This window comes from Mesorhizobium sp. BR1-1-4, from assembly GCF_020165375.1.
GTDB lineage: Bacteria > Pseudomonadota > Alphaproteobacteria > Rhizobiales > Rhizobiaceae > Mesorhizobium > Mesorhizobium australicum.
Genome location: NZ_JAIUIB010000014.1, coordinates 103512 through 119807 on the forward strand (window position 1 = coordinate 103512; position 16296 = coordinate 119807).

Below are 16296 nucleotides of genomic sequence, written 5' to 3' on the forward strand. Positions count from 1 at the left end.
TCCCACGATAACATTCGCTTTGCTCCCATCTGGGATGACATTCGCTTTCTCATCCGGGATGACATTCACGCAGCGGCGCCCTATGTCTGCGGCGGCAAATGGAGAAATGCGATGCCGGTCGAAATCGAACAGTTCATGTGCCGCACCGACAATTTCGGCGTGCTGGTGCATGACCCCGAAAGCGGCCAGACCGCGATTATCGACGCGCCCGAGGAAGCGCCGATCCTGACCGCGATCAAGCGCACCGGCTGGACGCCGACGATGATCCTGACGACGCATCATCATATGGATCACGTCGAGGCCAATCTGGCGCTCAAGGAGCGCTTCAAGCTGCGCATCGTCGGCCCGGAGGCGGAAAAGGCCAAGATCCCCGGCATCGATGAAACCGTCGAAGAAGGCTCCGTCCTGCATCTCGGCCATGAGCGCATCGAAGTGATCGCCACGCCCGGGCATACCGCTGGCCATGTCTCCTACCATCTGCCGTTATCGAAAGTGGCGTTCACCGCGGATACGCTGTTTGCGCTGGGTTGTGGGCGGCTGTTCGAATGCAAGCCGCCGGTGATGTACGAATCGCTGAAGAAGCTCGCGGCTCTTCCCGCCGAGACGACAATCTATTGCGGCCACGAATACACGCTCGCCAATGCCCGTTTTGCACTGAGCGTCGACCCCACCAATTCGGCGTTGAAGGAGCGCGCCGCGCGGATCGAGGCGCTGCGGGTCGACAACATGCCGACGCTGCCGACGACGATCGGCGAGGAACTGTCGACCAATCCCTTCCTGCGCTGGCACGATCCGGCAATCCGCAGGCATCTCGGCATGGAAAAGGCCGGGGATGCCGAGGTCTTCGCCGAAATCCGCAAGCGCAAGGACAATTTCTGACCACCATGCCAGCTATCTGCCGATGACCAGTTCCGCGGAAATCATAGCAACGCTCGCCCTGAAGCCGCATCCGGAAGGCGGCTGGTACGCGGAAACCTTTCGCGACGAAGCCGGCGGTGCGCGCGGCCATTCGACCGCCATCTATTTCCTGCTGGAACAGCATCAGGTTTCGGCCTGGCATCGGGTCAGGGATGCCGCCGAGCTTTGGCACTTTTATGCCGGCGCGCCTCTGGCGCTGTCGATGTGGGAAGAAGGCGGCGCCATTATCGAGCAGGTGCTCGGCATCGAGCTCGCGGCGGGTGAACGGCCGCAGATCGCCGTGCCGGCGGGCTGGTGGCAATCGGCGCGCACACTGGGCGAATGGACACTGGTCGGCTGCACGGTGGCGCCGGGTTTTGATTTCGCCGCCTTCGAACTGGCCGAGCCGGGCTGGCAGCCGAAGCCGATTTAACCCAGCAGGAATCCCAGCGTGACCGCCAGTTGGGCGGCATAGTACAAAACCCACACGGTGAAACGCATCCAGGCGCGATGCTGCGAGACGGCCGCCACTAAAAATTTCTCCATGGCGAGCAGCCCGTCCGATGCTATGAACAGCACGGCGCCACCGATCACCCAGACATTGCTTGTCGTTAGCGCCGACATGCCCATCGCCAGGATCGCCACGACATAGACGGCAATCGGTATACGCAAGCCGGGACCAACGCGGCGCCAAAGCGCCGCCAGCATGACGATCGCGAACACCGCCATGGCCAGCGCGATCGCGCTGCGCCAGGGCTCGGCGCCAAGCAACTCCAATCCGGCACCGCTGCGCAGCAACAACGCGACATAGACGATATGGGCGACGAGAAAACTGGCCAGTCCACCCAGAAAGGCTTTTTCGCCGTCGCGCGATAAGAAGGCATCGCCAATGGTACTCAGCGCAAGGGCGGCGACCAGCAGCAGCGGCCCGCCTTGTATTGCGGCGAGTACGGCGAGCATCGCGACGGCAAGTGTCTTTGCCGCCGAGCGGGCCAGCGTCGGCGGCATGCCAAGCGTGAAGCCATAGATCACCGCCGCCACCAGCGAAAAGATCAGCGTCGCATTGGCGTTGCCGTCGATGCCCCCGGCAAACGGCATCGTCATGCCCTGGCTTCGCCTTCGGATGCCCTGGCTCCGTCTTCGGATGCCCTGACTCCGCTCTCCGTGGCCGGCTTGCGCAGGAACAGCGATTTTGCCGCTAGCGCCGCGCCGCCGGTGATGAGCACACAGGCGGCCAGAATGCGCAGCGACGGTTCGGCGACGCCGGCCGCGATCAGCACCAGCGTCGACAGCAGCGGCGCCGCGTAGCTCGCGGCACCCAGCACCTGGATGTTGCCGCGCTTGACACCGATGTCCCAGGCATAGAAGGCCGCGCCCACCGGCATCAGGCCGAGCCCGAGCACGGCCAGCCACTGGCCGGCGCCGTCAGGCAGAACCGTTTGTTCCAGCGCCAGGTGGCAGACGAGCGACAGCACGGCGGTTGCCGCGCAGAACCAGGTGACGATGCTGGTCGGCACCGACGGGAAACGTCGAGACAGCAAGGAATAGGACGACCATAGCAGGGCGCAGACGGCGGCCATGGCGTAACCGAAGGCGTAGCGCGCATCGAAAGCCAGGCCGCCGCCCTTGGTGACGATCAGCACGGTGCCGGCAAGGCCGAGCAGCGCGCCGACGACATGGTTCCAGGCCAGCTTCTCGCCCGGCATCAGCGCCGAGCCCAGCACGATCAGCAACGGCCAGAGATAGGCAATCAGGCTCGCCTCGACCGCCGGCGCGTTGCGCAGCGCGGTGAAGTAGAAGAAGTGGTAGCCGAAGAGGCCGGCAATGCCGATCACCCAGACCTGAGGAGGGATCTTTTGGCTCCTGTCGGTGGCCGGCATGAACAGTCGCGCGACAAACCCTACGCCTGTGCCGATCGAGAAGGTGATGGCCGACAACAGGAATGGCGGCACCTTGCCGGACGCATCCGTCAGCAACGCCAGCAATGCCCACATGGCGACCGCCGAAAAGCCGATCAGTGTTGCGCGCCCCATTTTGTCTCCAGTGGCGCGCCCGTTCTGTCCCCGGTGGCGTGCCTTATTGTACCGCTTCGAACCGTCTGGCGCTGATGGTCAAGGTGCCGATCTGCGTTCCGACCGTGGCGTGGATCGGCGCATATACGCCGGTTTGGCCGAGCGGTGCAAACGTCACCATCATGCGGCTTTTGTTCTTGAGATAATTGAGCGCCTTGCGGCCCTTGCGATAGCCCGCCACCGGCTCGAAACCCATCTGGCAGGTGACGGTGTCGCCCTTGTAGCCCGGCACCGAGATCGTTCCTTTCGAGGCGTAGGTCAGCGTCAGGTCGGCGCGCATCTCACCATCGTAGAACTTGACCTTGCGGCCACAGACCTGGTCGAGGCTGTCGGCATGGATGACGGTCGCCGCCATCGGATCGAGCACCGATGCCAGGTCGCCGGCGCCGAGCGGCACCCAGGCCTTGGGATCGCGCTTGCCCGGAGCGGGGATCACCCGCGTCGAGGTCACGTTGCCATTGCTAAAGCGAATGTCGATCGAAGACGCCTTCTTGCCGGAAGTGTAGTCGGCCCGAAACGCCTGCGGCACCATTTTCTGGCCCGAAATCGTGCCTTTTGACGAGATCGTGCCCCGCGTGTCGTCGAACAGCTTGGCCAGACCCGCCGCCGAGACACTGCCTTCGATCGCGTAGGCACCGTTCTCATAGTGGCTGGAAAAGGTCGATCTGGCGATCGAGAGACCAAGGAACGACACCGTGTATTCGCCCTTGAACGACTGCGGCGAGGCCGCGGACGCAGCGGTCGGCAACGCGATGACAAGCGCGGCAACAAGCGCGTGAGACGAACGAGGCATGGCGGGATCGGATCCTTGGTTTCGGCCGGAGCGGGCGACTCCGGTCTGGCGTGTCCCTATGAGACCGCTTATACGGTGAAATCCGGCCTTAATATGAAAAGCCGGGCGCTTCCCTGCGGAAGCCGGAGCTTGACGCCCCGGTGAAATGCAACTATGGAACGCCAACTTTTCCATAAGGCCGCCTGATCAGAACCGCGCGCCACCCGGCGCGGGTACAAAGGTTTGGCAGGCCCCGAGAGAACTGAAGGTTAGAACCATGTCCCGCACCTGCGAACTCACTGCCAAGGCAGTCCAGACCGGCAACAATGTGAGCCACGCCAACAACAAGACCAAGCGTCGCTTCCTGCCGAACCTCGTCAATGTGACGCTCATTTCGGAAGCGCTGAACCAGAATGTACGCCTGCGCATCTCGGCCAACGCGCTGCGTTCGGTCGAACATCGCGGCGGCCTCGATGCCTTCCTGGCCAAGGCCGACGTCAAGGAACTGTCGCAGCGCGCGCGTCTCTTGAAGAAGCAGATCGCCAAGAAGCTTGCCGAGCAGGTCGCTGCGTAACATCCAGATAAAGGGGGGACGACCGCCTGGCCAACCTCCTTGCTGGCCGCTGAGCATCGGATAGATCCGCAAGGTTCGACACTCCGATGCTCAATTACGAAGCGAGCGCTGCCTCGGCATGATGCTCCGCTGGTTCCATTACCCAGGATAAAAAAATGTCTTCTTTTTCGCGGTACCTGCCTTTCGTGGCTGCCATGGCGCTTGTCGTCGTGGCATCGAACATCCTCGTGCAGTTTCCCATGCAGGGAAACGTCGGCGGCCTGTCGCTCGCCGACGTTTTGACCTGGGGCGCTTTCACCTATCCCTTCTCTTTCCTGGTCACGGACCTCGCCAACCGCCGTTACGGGCCTGCCGTGGCGCGCCGGATCGTCTTTGTCGGCTTCATGACGGCGGTGGTCTGCTCGATCCTCGTCCCGCCCTTCCTGTTCCGCCATGGCCTGATCGAATTCGAGACATCAGCCGACCGGCTGGTGCGCATCGCGGCGGCTTCCGGAGCGGCGTTCCTGTCCGCGCAATTGCTCGATGTGACCGTGTTCAACCGTTTGCGCCGGCAGAGCTGGTGGCGGGCGCCGATCGTCGGCACGCTGGTCGGATCGGTGTTCGACACCCTCGTGTTCTTCGGCGTCGCCTTTTCAGCCGCCTTTGCCTTCGTCGGCCCAAGCGACGGGTTTGCGCTGGAGAGCGCCCCATTGATGGGCGTGTTTCATGTCGACGCCATGCGCTGGGTGTCCTGGGCGCTCGGCGACCTCAGCGTGAAACTGATCATCGCTGTCGTGGCTCTGATCCCTTACCGGCTGCTCGCCGCCCGCTGGAGCCAGCCGGCCGCCGCCGCGGCCTAGCCGTGATTCCCTGGATCCAGCTGGAGTCCGCGAAAACGCCTGATGGCCAGCAGGAACTGCGGCTGAAACAGCGCGGTTCTGAATTCTCGATCATGCTCGGTACCAACGAGCTGATGAACAGCCGGCTGAGCGGCTCCGAGGACGCGCTGGCAAAACTGTCCTGCCAGCGGATTGCGGGTCATCGTCGGCCGAGAATCCTGATCGGCGGGCTCGGCATGGGTTTTACGCTGCGCGCTGCCCTCGCCGAATTGGGCGACAATGCCGAGATCGTCGTCGCGGAGCTGGTGCCGGCCGTCGTCGCCTGGGCGCGCGGCCCGATGGCCGAGATTTTTGCCGGCTCGCTCGATGATCCCCGCGTCACCATCCACGAAACCGATGTCGGTCAGCTCGTACGGTCCGCACCCATTGCCTGGGACGCGATCCTGCTCGACGTCGACAATGGCCCCGAAGGCATCGTCCACAAGGGCAATGACGCGCTCTACAGCGTGGCTGGCCTCGCCGCCGCACGCACCGCCCTAAGACCGGGCGGAGTCCTGGCCGTATGGTCGCAAGGGCCGGATGCCGGCTTCACGCGGCGGTTGAAACAGGCAGGTTTCGCTGTCGAGGAAGTCAACACGCGCGCCAACGGCAAGCGCGGCGCGCGCCATGTCATCTGGATCGCCACCAACAGCTAGCGGGCCAGACCAGAGCCGTCAGCAGCAGTGTTTGGACCTGTCTGGACTTGTCGAGCTCCGCGCAACCCCTGGCTTGTCAGGGCAGGATTCTCGGAAATGGCCGACGCATAAAAAATCGCCAATGAGCGTCGCGAAGGGGCTGCCCCTCAATCCTGGTGCAGAATGAATTCCAGATAGAGATTGCGCTGCAGGATCGAGTGGTTGTCGTCGGAGATCAGCGACACCATCAACGCGCCGTCATCCCGGCTCCAGACATCGAGCCCTTCCATATTGTCGATCTGGTAGCCCATGTCGGCTTGCAGCAGCACCGGCCCGTCGGCGACCGCGCCCTTCTCGACGCTCTCTCCATAAATGCGCCGCAGCCGCATCTTGAGGCCCCCCGCCATCGTGAAACTGCGCTCCAGCAGCAAGAGGTCGCCATCCGGCAGGAAGGCGCCGTCGGTGATGTCGAAATCGTCGTTGCGCTTGACAGTGAAGACGCCCCTATGCGGGCCTTCGATAATGGCGGCGTAGATGTTGCCTGATTTGTCGAGGCTCTTCTCCGAGACCACGACCAGGCCGCCTTCATGCTGGCCATTGGCATTTGAATGGGTGACTGTCTCGAAGCCGCGGTTCTGCCGCAACTCCCACGCCGGCACCAGGAAATCCAGCTGCCTGAATGGCGCCTTCATGTTGTCCGGGTCGATCTTGAACTGGGAGACGCGGTGGTTGCGCTCGAAACCGACAGTGGCAATACCGTCCTTGACCGCGAGGCCTTCGGCGTCGACTTCCCATTTTTCGTCGATCGGCTGCCCGCTCTGGTTGGCCATCTGCTGCATGCGAAAATTCTGGATGCCGAGGGGGCGCCTGTCGGCGTCGCGGGCCACCGAGCCGAAGAACCAGTAACCGGTGTCGGCAACACCGATGAAATCGCTGCCGGCTTTCAGAAACCGAAAGGCCGACAACGCGCCGAAATCGCGCGATGGCGAGGTCATTTCCAGCCCACCGACGAATTCGATCGGACCGAATTGCTTGTCGGCGCGGCCAATGTGGAATTCGGTGATCGGGCGTGCCGAGACGGCGACAGGTTCAACTGGAGCCGAGCCGGCCGAACCTGCCGGAGCCACACCGGCGAGCAGGACGATGGCGGCGAAAAGCGTTTGCCTAAACCCGCCTCGCGAAAAGATCATCCGGCGCGCCGCATGCCGCCGCGACGCGTATCCTTCGCGCTTTCCTCGGCAAACAGCGAAGCCAGCTGCTCGGTCATGGCGCCGGCCAGTTCCTCGGCATCGACGATGGTGACGGCGCGCCTGTAGTAGCGCGTGACGTCATGGCCTATGCCGATGGCCAGCAGCTCGACCGGTGAGCGCGTCTCGATCAATTCGATGACGGCGCGCAGATGCCGCTCGAGATAATTGCCCGGATTGACCGACAGCGTGGAATCGTCGACCGGCGCGCCGTCCGAGATCATCATCAGGATCTTGCGCTGTTCGGGCCGGGCAATCAGCCGGTTGTGGGCCCACAGCAGCGCCTCGCCGTCGATATTCTCCTTGAGCAGGCCTTCACGCATCATCAGGCCAAGGTTGCGGCGTGCCCGCCGCCATGGATGATCGGCGGATTTGTAGATGATATGACGCAGATCGTTGAGGCGGCCGGGGTTCGGCGGCTTGCCGTCCTTCAGCCACTTCTCGCGCGCCTGTCCGCCCTTCCAGGCCCGCGTGGTGAAGCCGAGGATCTCGACCGAGACGCCGCAGCGCTCCAGCGTGCGCGCCAGAATGTCGGCACAGGTGGCGGCGACCGTGATCGGCCGGCCACGCATCGAGCCGGAATTGTCGAGCACCAGCGTCACCACCGTGTCGCGGAACTTGGTGTCGCGCTCCTGCTTGAACGACAACGGCTGCATCGGATCGATGACGACGCGCACCAGCCGCGCCGGGTCGAGATAGCCCTCTTCCAGGTCGAAATCCCAGGACCGGTTCTGCTGCGCCATCAGCCGGCGCTGCAGCCGGTTGGCGAGCCGTCCGACCACGCCCGACAGATTGGCGAGTTGCTTGTCGAGGAAGGCGCGCAGCCGGTCGAGTTCTTCCTCTTCGCAGAGCTCCTCCGCGCCGACCGTCTCGTCGAAAGCTGACGTGTAAACCTTGTAGTCGATTTCCTTCGGCAGATTGGTGAAGGGATTGTCGTTGCGCCTAGCCTCGCCGGGCGTCTCGGCATCGGCATCGTCATCGTCGGACAGATCGTCGGCGGTGGCATCGGAGGCTTCCGTCTCCGCCGATTGCTCGTCGTCGGCCGATGCCTCGGCATCCTCGGACTGCGACTGTTCTGAGCCGGAATCGTCCTCGCCGCCTTCCTCGCTCTGTTCCTCGCCTTGCGGCTGGTTGTCGTCATTGTCCTCGGAATCTTCGGTCTCCTGGTCGTCGCCGAGTTCCTCGGCCATTTCCATGGAGGCAAGCATCTCGCGCACGACGCGGGCGAAGGCCTGCTGGTCCTCGAGTTTTTCCGACAGGCCGTCGAGATCGGCCTTTGCCTTCTCCTCGACCCAGGGCCGCCAGAGTTCGACCAGCCGCTCGCCGCTCTTCGGCACCGGCCGGCCGGTCAGCTTTTCGCGCACCATCAGCGCCAGCGCCTCCTCGATGGGCGCGTCGGCCTTGTCCTTGACGTCGACGAGGTTGGCCTTGGTGTATTTGTCCTCCAGCATCGAGCCGATATTGTCGGCGACGCCCTGCATGGCGCGGCTGCCGATCGCCTCGACGCGGGCCTGTTCGACCGCGTCGTAGATGGCACGGGCGGCCTTGCCTTCCGGCGCCAGTCTGCTGTGGATGCGCACATCATGGCAGGCGCGCTTCAACGCCATGGAATCGCCGAGCCCGCGGGTAATCGCGATGTCGGACTTCGATGCCTTCTTGGGCAGTTCGGGCAGCCGCGCACGGCTGCCCGCCAGCGCCGGCCTGTCCTTGGCGAAGCCGACTTCCATTTCCTTGTCGCCGGCAATGGCGCGCATGCAGACGGTGACGGCGCGCTTGAAGCTGTCGGCTTCAGACCCCGTCTTGGACTTGTTGCGCGTATTGTCGCCCGGACCCGCCATCGAGGCTCTGCTTAGCCCAGCACCACATTGGCCGCGCTCTCGGGCAGATCCTGGCCGAAGGCGCGCTGGTAGAACTCGGCAACCACCGAACGCTCCAGCTCGTCGCACTTGTTGAGGAAGGTCAGCCGGAACGCCATGCCGACATCGCCGAAGATCTCGGCATTCTCGGCCCAGGTGATGACGGTACGCGGGCTCATCACCGTCGACAGGTCGCCATTGATGAAGGCCGAGCGCGTCATGTCGGCGACGCGCACCATCTTGTTGACGATGTCCTTGCCCTTGGTGTCGCGATAATGCTTGGCCTTGGCCAGCACGATGTTCACTTCATTGTCGTGCGGCAGATAGTTCAACGTGGTAACGATCGACCAGCGGTCCATCTGCGCCTGGTTGATCTGCTGGGTGCCGTGATAAAGGCCGGTGGTGTCGCCCAGACCAACCGTATTTGCGGTCGAAAACAGCCGGAACGCCGGATGCGGGCGGATGACCCGGCTCTGGTCGAGCAGCGTCAGGCGGCCGGACGATTCCAGCACGCGCTGGATGACGAACATCACGTCCGGACGGCCGGCGTCATACTCGTCGAAGCAAAGCGCGACATTGTGCTGGTAGGCCCAAGGCAGGATGCCGTCGCGAAATTCGGTGATCTGCAGGCCGTCCTTGACCACGATCGCGTCCTTGCCGACAAGATCGATACGGCTGACATGGCTGTCGAGATTGACGCGCACGCAAGGCCAGTTGAGGCGGGCGGCGACCTGTTCGATATGGGTCGACTTGCCGGTGCCGTGATAGCCCGACACCATGACGCGGCGGTTGTAGGCAAAGCCGGCGAGGATCGCCAAGGTCGTCGCCTTGTCGAACAGATAATCGGGATCGACATCGGGCACATGCTCGCTGGTGACCGAGTACGCTGGCACCACCATCTTGGACTCGAAACCGAATTTCTCCTTCACCGACACCGTCGCGTCGGGCAGGTTGGCGATGTCGCGATCGACCTTGTTCATATCTCTCAACGTCTCCACGGGCGAAACGTCGCGTTTCGCCGGCAATCCATTTTGTTCGGGGGCGGTCTTAGAGCCTTTTCCAACCTTATGAAAGTTGGAAAACGACACGAACCATAGGGTCGCTCAGCACAGGCCCGCCTGTTTGAGCACGCGATAGGCCTGAAGCACATCGCGGAACCGGTCTTCCGAACCTCTGTCGCCGCCATTCGCATCCGGATGGTGACGCTTCACCAGTTCCTTATAGCGCGCCTTGATGTCCTTGCCAGTCGCCTTTGTATCAAGGCCAAGCGTTTCCAGCGCCTTGGCCTCAAGCGGCTTGGCCTTGCGCTCACGCGCCTCGCGCGGATCCTTCGGTCCCTTGAACAGGTCGAATGGGTCGCGCATGCGGTTGTAATAGCCTGCGCGGCCGGAGCGCATCTGCGCCATGTCGGGCGAGGAACGCGTCGAGGCGCCGTTGACGCCCATTTTCCAGGTCGGCCGGTGGCCGGTCATCGCTTCCTTCTGGAAGCGCGCCACCTCGGTGTCCGGCACGCCGGAGAAGTAGTTGAAGCCCTTGTTGTACTCACGCACATGGTCGAAGCAGAAGCGGAAATACTCGCCCTCCTTCATGCGGCCGACCGGCGCGCGATGCGTGCCCGCCTCCTTGCAGCCATCCCACTGGCAGATCGGCGCGTGCGCCTTCACCTCCGCGTCCTTGTCGGGGCGGACGCGAATCTTCTCGAAATATTTGGGATACGGCTTCATCTCACCCATTTATGGGGCGTTCGCAGATGCGAAACAAGAATTGACATTTTCGCGATGATCGCCCTAACCGCTGAATCGCGGCTTAAAGCAGGCGGATGACCGATTTTGTTGCGCACCAGCGGCCCGGCGAAACCTGTTTCGGGTTTTCATGGCGGCGCGCCGACCATATGTGGTGAAGGGAGAAGACGATGTCCATACAAGCGACCATGGAAGACAAGCTCAACAAGGCATTTTCGCCCGAGCGGCTGGTCATCCTCAACGAAAGCCATCTCCACGCCGGCCATCATCATGTGGAATCCGGTCACCACGCTGAGTTCGATGGTACCGGCGAGACACATTTCCGTGTCCGCATCGTCTCGGCGAATTTCGTTGGCATGAGCCGCGTTGAGCGCCACCGCGCCGTCAACGAACTGCTGGCCGACGAGTTGAAGGCGGGCGTTCACGCGCTGGCTATCGAGCCCGCGGCGCCCGGCGAACAGACCCGCTGGTAAGCCAAATCCCGGAGCTGGTCCTGTAGCTCGTCTCGCGCTGCTCAGATTATCGCTTCGATCAGGAATGGCCCGGGCCGCGACAAGGCGGCATCGAGCAGCGCGTCGAACCGCTCGCAGGTGTCGGCACGCGCCGCCTCCACGCCCATGCCTTTGGCCAGCGAAACCCAGTCCAGCGCCGGATGGTCGAGGTCGAGCATGCGCCTGGCATTTTCGCCGATCGCGTTCACCCCGACATTGCGCATCTCGCCATGCAGGATCGCATAAGTGCGGTTGGAAAAGACGATCGTCACCACGTCGAGATTTTCCCGCGCCTGCGTCCACAGGCCCTGCACCGTGTACATGCCGCTGCCGTCGGCCTCCAGATTGATCACCTTGCGGCCGGGACAGGCGATCGCCGCGCCTGTCGCCAGCGGAATGCCGCCGCCGATCGACCCGCCCGTGCCCATCATGTAGTCGTGCGGCGCGGCAAAGGCCGACAGCGCGAAGAAACGTCGCGCCGAGGTGACGGCCTCGTCGCAGACGATCGCGTCGCCCGGCAGCTTTTTGGCCACCGAGAGTGCAATGGCATCTTCCGTCAAGCTGCCGGTTGGCGTTGCTTCCTCGGGAAAGGCGCTTGCAACCAACGCCGGCTGCGATTGCCTGACGCCCAGTTCGTCGCCAAGCGCCTCCAGTGCCGCATGCAGATCCTGACCATGGGCGGCGAGCGTCAGCACCTGGCAATCGTCACGGACAAGCCTTCCCGGTTTTCCCGGATAGGCGAAGAAGGCGACCGGCTCCTTGCCGCCGACCAGCACAAGGACATCGATATCCCTGAGCGCTGCCGTCGCCGCGTCGACCGGATAGGGAATGCGCGTCGGCGCGACACGCCCGCGCCCGCGCTGCATGCGCGCGATCAAAACCTCGCTGAACAGCCTGACCTCGCATGCCGCTGAAATCTGGCCGGCGATCTCGAGGGCATCGGCCCGCGCCGCCCGTCCCCGAACGATCATGCCGGCGCGCCCGGGAGCGGCACGGATCGCGGTAGCCACCGCTCGCACGGCGTCGATGTCGATGGCTGGCGGCGATGCGAGTTCCACCGTGCCGGGCGAAACCGCGTCGGCGTCGCCCCAGGCCGCGTCCGCCGGCAGGATCAGCGTCGTGACACCCGGCGGTGTCAGCGAGGCGCGAAAGGCCGCCTCCGTGGCCGGTTGGACATCGGCGGGCCCTCCGATGCGGCGCACCCACTTCGACATCGGCGCCGCCAGCCCCTCGATATCGCTGGTGAGCGGCGCGTCGAGCGGCAGATGGTAGGAGGCATGGTCCCCGACGATATTGATCATCGGGCTGAAGGCGCGCCTTGCATTGTGCATGTTGGCCAGCCCATTGGCGAGGCCCGGGCCGGTGTGCAGCAGCGTCGCGGCGGGACGATCGGTCATGCGCGCATAGCCGTCGGCCGCACCCGTCACCACCCCCTCGAACAGGCCGAGCACGCAGCGCATCGCTGGCTTGCGGTCGAGGGCCGCGACAAAATGCATTTCGGATGTGCCGGGATTGGCGAAGCAGACGTTCACGTCATTGGCCAATAGCACGTCGCACAGAACATCGGCGCCATTCATGCGAACTTTCTCCCATTCACGAAGAGCAATTGCACCCGCGGATATCGACACGGCAATATCCCGCCGCCGCTTTTGGCATGATCCAGCCACGGAATGGGCGAGCGACGGTCGGCAGGATCAGGCGACCGTCGATTTCAGGAACGCTGGCGCGGCGGCGTTCGGCGCATTGCCATCTCCGCCGAAATCGCGGTTGATGGACGGCTATTCGGGCCGGAGCGACGGAACAAACAATGCCTTCCCGCAGTTGAATATGCGAGCCCCATCAGAATGGCTCCGAAGGCAACGATCATGCGTGAGAACCAATCCGACGTCTTCCATCTCTTTTCGGAAATTTATGCGAACGCCGCCCAGGAAGAGATAAGTCTCCAGCAATATCTGCTCGCCTGCCGCGAGGACAAATCGATGTATGCCTCGGCGCCGGAACGAATGGTCGAGGCGATCGGCGAGCCAAACCTGGTCGACACCAGCAAGGACGAGCGGCTAGGCCGTATTTTCTCGAACCGGACCGTCAAGATATATCCCTCCTTCTCCGACTTTTACGGGATGGAAGATACGATCGAGCGCATCGCCGGGTATTTCCGCTATGCCTCCCAGGGCCTCGAGGAACGCAAGCAGATCCTCTACCTCCTGGGTCCGGTCGGGGGCGGCAAATCCTCCTTGGCCGAACGGTTGAAGAAATTGATGGAGGAGCGCCCCATCTACACGCTGAAGGTCGGCAACCAGATCAGTCCGGTTTTCGAATCGCCGCTTGGCCTGTTCCATCCCGATCGCATGAGCGATCTCCTGGAGGACAAATACGGGATAGCCCGGCGCCGCCTGAACGGACTTATCTCACCATGGGCGGCCAAGCGCCTCGACGAACTGTCCGGCGACATTTCCAAATTCAGCGTCGTCAAACTGATGCCGTCGCGGCTGCGCCAGATCGGCATCGCCAAGACCGAGCCTGGCGACGAGAACAACCAGGACGTCTCGGCCCTGGTTGGCAAGGTCGACATCAGGCAATTGGAAAATTTCAGCCAGTCCGACCCTGACGCCTATTCCTACAGCGGCGGGCTGAACCGAACGACGCAAGGCCTGCTCGAATTCGTCGAGATGTTCAAGGCGCCCATCAAGGTGCTGCATCCATTGCTGACGGCGACCCAGGAAGGCAGTTACAACGGCACCGAGAATTTTGGTGCCTTTCCCTACCAGGGCATCATCGTTGCCCATTCCAACGAATCCGAGTGGCAACAGTTCAAGAACAACAAGAACAATGAGGCGTTTCTCGATCGCATCCTCGTGGTCAAGGTGCCGTATTGCCTGCGCATCACCGAAGAGAGGCAGATCTACGAGAAGCTGCTGCGCGAGAGTGAATTGGCCTCCAGCCCTTGCGCGCCCGAGGTGTTGGACATCCTCAGCCGGTTCAGCGTCTCGACCCGCCTTGCCGAGCACGACAATTCGCCGCTGCACACCAAAATGCGCGCCTATGATGGTGAGAACCTCAAGGAAGTCGACCCGAGGGCGAAGTCAGTCCAGGAATATCGCGACGCCGCCGGCGTCGACGAAGGCATGACCGGCGTCAGCACGCGCTTCGCCTTCAAGATCCTGTCGCAGACGTTCAACTACGATACCAACGAGGTCGCGGCGGACCCCGTGCATCTTATGTACATCCTGGAAGAAGCGATCAAACGGGAGCAGTTTCCGAAGGAGACGGAAGCCGCCTATCTCGAATTCATCAAGTCGGAACTGGCCGCCCGTTACGCCGAGTTCATCGGCCATGAAATCCAGAAGGCCTATCTGGAATCCTATAGCGAATATGGCCAGAACCTGTTCGACCGCTACATCGCCTATGCCGATGCCTGGATCGAGGACCAGGACTACAAGGACCCCGACACCGGCCAGATCCTCAACCGCGAGGTGTTGGACAACGAACTGTCGCAGGTCGAAAAGCCGGCAGGCATCGCCAATCCGAAGGACTTCCGCAACGAGGTGGTGAAATTCACGCTGCGTGCCCGGGCACGCAACCATGGCCGCAATCCGTCATGGACGAGCTACGAGAAGCTGCGCGAGGTCATCGAAAAGCGCATGTTCGGCCAGGTCGAGGACCTCCTGCCGGTGATCAGCTTCGGCTCCAAGCAGGATAGCGTCACCGAAAAGCGGCACAATGAATTCGTCCAGCGGATGGTGGAGCGCGGCTATACGGAACGGCAGGTGCGCCGGCTGGTCGATTGGTACATGCGGGTGAACAAGGCGGGCTGAGCGCAGTCCGAATGGTTGCATGCCGATCTTTATCGACCGCCGCCTGAATCCGAAGGACAAAAGCCTTGGCAACCGCCAGCGCTTTCTCAGGCGTGCCCGCGAGGAGCTCAAGCGCAGCATTCGCGACCAGATCCGCGCTGGGCGGATCGCCGACGTGGACGCGGAGCACGTCGTGCCGATGCCCGAAAGAGGCACTGGCGAGCCGACCTTCAACGACGCCAGGGACACCGGCCGGCGCCGGCACATCCTGCCGGGCAACAGGCAATTCTCCCAAGGCGACCTGATCCCCAAGCCCGGCCAGGGCGGAGGCATGGGCGGTTCGTCACCGGGAAAAACCGCGTCCGAGGACGACTTCCGTTTCGTGCTTTCGCGCGAGGAGGTGCTGGATCTCTTTTTCGAGGATCTCGAACTGCCCGACCTGGTCAAGCTCAACCTCAAGGAGATCCTTGCCTTCAAGCCGCGCCGGGCGGGTTTCGCCGCCACCGGTTCGCCAACCAACATCAATGTCGGCCGCACGATGCGCAACAGCCACGGCCGCCGCATTGCGCTCAGGCGCCCCAAGCAAGCGGCGGTCGACGCGATCATGCAGGAACTCGCCTTGCTGGAGGCCGCTCCGCCTGATGCTCAAACGCGCGAGCGCGTCGTGGCGCTCAAAGAAGAGATCGAGCGGCTGGAGCGCCGGCGCCGGCGGATTGCCTTCGTCGACCCGGTCGACATCCGGTTCAACCGCTTCGACCAGCGCCCGGTGCCGAATGCGAAAGCGGTCATGTTCTGCCTGATGGATGTGTCGGGCTCGATGGGCGAGCGCGAGAAGGACCTGGCCAAGCGCTTCTTCGTGCTGCTGCACCTGTTCCTGAAGCGACGTTATGAACGCACCGAAATCGTCTTCATCCGCCACACGCACGAGGCGCAGGAGGTGGATGAGGAAACCTTCTTCTACTGCACGCAAAGCGGTGGCACCGTCGTTTCCACCGCGCTCGAGGAGATGCATCGCGTCATCGAGCAGCGTTACCCCGCGAGCGAGTGGAACATCTACGCCGCCCAGGCCTCGGACGGCGACAATTTCGCCACCGATTCCGAGCGCTGCATCGCCCTGCTGAACGGCAAGCTCATGCGCCTGTGCCAGTATTTCGCCTATGTCGAGATCATCGACGAACGCGAGAGTCACATCTTCGGCGCGACTGAAAACGGGACGTCGCTCTGGCGAGCCTACAGCGCCATCGAATCGAACTGGCCGAACTTCCAGATGAGCCGCATAGCCACGGCCGCCGATATCTATCCTGTCTTTCGTCAGCTCTTCGCCAAACAGCCCGCGCTCAGGAAGAGCGCCTGAGGGGG

16 protein-coding genes are annotated in these 16296 nt (G+C 63.0%); 8 read left to right on the forward strand and 8 right to left on the reverse strand.

The window, feature by feature from the left end:
• Nucleotides 1–111: 111 nt before the first annotated feature.
• Both gloB and LB571_RS26205 read left to right on the forward strand, forming a co-directional pair.
• Nucleotides 112–879, forward strand: a complete 768-nt coding sequence (gloB, locus tag LB571_RS26200; protein ID WP_224599189.1) for a hydroxyacylglutathione hydrolase — start codon at nucleotides 112–114, stop codon at nucleotides 877–879.
• A gap of 22 nt (nucleotides 880–901) precedes the next feature.
• Complete coding sequence (locus tag LB571_RS26205) at nucleotides 902–1330, forward strand: cupin domain-containing protein (protein WP_224599192.1); 429 nt, start codon at nucleotides 902–904, stop codon at nucleotides 1328–1330.
• Here the strand turns inward: LB571_RS26205 and LB571_RS26210 are convergent.
• The 3 genes from LB571_RS26210 to LB571_RS26220 are packed head-to-tail and all read right to left on the reverse strand — an operon-like array spanning nucleotide 1327 to nucleotide 3762.
• Nucleotides 1327–2001, reverse strand: a complete 675-nt coding sequence (locus LB571_RS26210; RefSeq protein ID WP_224599193.1) for a lysoplasmalogenase — start codon at nucleotides 1999–2001, stop codon at nucleotides 1327–1329. The genes LB571_RS26205 and LB571_RS26210 overlap by 4 nt on opposite strands.
• On the reverse strand, nucleotides 1998–2930 hold the full coding sequence (locus tag LB571_RS26215) for a DMT family transporter (protein ID WP_140823981.1): 933 nt from the start codon (nucleotides 2928–2930) through the stop codon (nucleotides 1998–2000). Before LB571_RS26215 ends, LB571_RS26210 begins: the two co-directional genes overlap by 4 nt.
• Nucleotides 2931–2973: 43 nt before the next feature.
• On the reverse strand, nucleotides 2974–3762 hold the full coding sequence (locus tag LB571_RS26220; protein WP_015315511.1) for a DUF3108 domain-containing protein: 789 nt from the start codon (nucleotides 3760–3762) through the stop codon (nucleotides 2974–2976).
• Between the two features lie 256 nt (nucleotides 3763–4018).
• Between LB571_RS26220 and rpmB the strand changes: the two genes are divergently transcribed.
• From rpmB to LB571_RS26235, 3 genes are all read left to right on the forward strand, one after another.
• Nucleotides 4019–4315 carry a 50S ribosomal protein L28 gene (gene rpmB, locus LB571_RS26225; protein ID WP_010911765.1) on the forward strand — a complete coding sequence of 99 codons (297 nt, stop codon included), beginning with the start codon at nucleotides 4019–4021 and terminating at the stop codon, nucleotides 4313–4315.
• 155 nt (nucleotides 4316–4470) lie between these two features.
• Nucleotides 4471–5154, forward strand: a complete 684-nt coding sequence (locus LB571_RS26230; RefSeq protein ID WP_140712837.1) for a queuosine precursor transporter — start codon at nucleotides 4471–4473, stop codon at nucleotides 5152–5154.
• Between the two features lie 2 nt (nucleotides 5155–5156).
• A complete protein-coding gene (locus LB571_RS26235; RefSeq protein WP_224599195.1) occupies nucleotides 5157–5828 on the forward strand; it encodes a spermidine synthase in 672 nt (223 codons plus the stop codon).
• A gap of 146 nt (nucleotides 5829–5974) precedes the next feature.
• Here LB571_RS26235 and LB571_RS26240 read toward each other — a convergent pair whose 3' ends face one another.
• The 4 genes from LB571_RS26240 to LB571_RS26255 form a co-directional block, all read right to left on the reverse strand.
• Nucleotides 5975–6997 (reverse strand): esterase-like activity of phytase family protein, encoded by a 1023-nt coding sequence (locus LB571_RS26240; protein WP_224599197.1) that lies wholly within the window; start codon nucleotides 6995–6997, stop codon nucleotides 5975–5977.
• Nucleotides 6994–8892: a cobaltochelatase subunit CobT gene (cobT, locus tag LB571_RS26245; protein ID WP_015315507.1), complete on the reverse strand. Its 1899-nt coding sequence runs from the start codon at nucleotides 8890–8892 to the stop codon at nucleotides 6994–6996. The genes LB571_RS26240 and cobT overlap by 4 nt, the downstream gene beginning before the upstream one ends.
• An 11-nt stretch (nucleotides 8893–8903) precedes the next feature.
• On the reverse strand, nucleotides 8904–9890 hold the full coding sequence (cobS, locus tag LB571_RS26250; protein WP_140616804.1) for a cobaltochelatase subunit CobS: 987 nt from the start codon (nucleotides 9888–9890) through the stop codon (nucleotides 8904–8906).
• Nucleotides 9891–10013: 123 nt separating this feature from the next.
• Nucleotides 10014–10643 carry a J domain-containing protein gene (locus LB571_RS26255; protein WP_032922426.1) on the reverse strand — a complete coding sequence of 210 codons (630 nt, stop codon included), beginning with the start codon at nucleotides 10641–10643 and terminating at the stop codon, nucleotides 10014–10016.
• A 179-nt stretch (nucleotides 10644–10822) separates the two neighbouring features.
• Between LB571_RS26255 and LB571_RS26260 the strand changes: the two genes are divergently transcribed.
• The gene (locus LB571_RS26260) at nucleotides 10823–11125 is read left to right on the forward strand and encodes a BolA family protein (RefSeq protein ID WP_015315504.1); all 303 of its coding nucleotides are present in this window, start codon (nucleotides 10823–10825) and stop codon (nucleotides 11123–11125) included.
• Between the two features lie 41 nt (nucleotides 11126–11166).
• On the opposite strand, the gene LB571_RS26265 is transcribed toward LB571_RS26260, so the two are convergent.
• Nucleotides 11167–12720 (reverse strand): acetolactate synthase large subunit, encoded by a 1554-nt coding sequence (locus LB571_RS26265; RefSeq protein WP_224599207.1) that lies wholly within the window; start codon nucleotides 12718–12720, stop codon nucleotides 11167–11169.
• Between the two features lie 288 nt (nucleotides 12721–13008).
• Here LB571_RS26265 and LB571_RS26270 point away from each other — a divergent pair, with 288 nt between their 5' ends.
• Both LB571_RS26270 and LB571_RS26275 read left to right on the forward strand, forming a co-directional pair.
• Complete coding sequence (locus LB571_RS26270; RefSeq protein ID WP_041163660.1) at nucleotides 13009–14958, forward strand: PrkA family serine protein kinase; 1950 nt, start codon at nucleotides 13009–13011, stop codon at nucleotides 14956–14958.
• A 19-nt stretch (nucleotides 14959–14977) separates the two neighbouring features.
• The gene (locus tag LB571_RS26275; RefSeq protein WP_015315501.1) at nucleotides 14978–16291 is read left to right on the forward strand and encodes a YeaH/YhbH family protein; all 1314 of its coding nucleotides are present in this window, start codon (nucleotides 14978–14980) and stop codon (nucleotides 16289–16291) included.
• Nucleotides 16292–16296 lie beyond the last annotated feature (5 nt).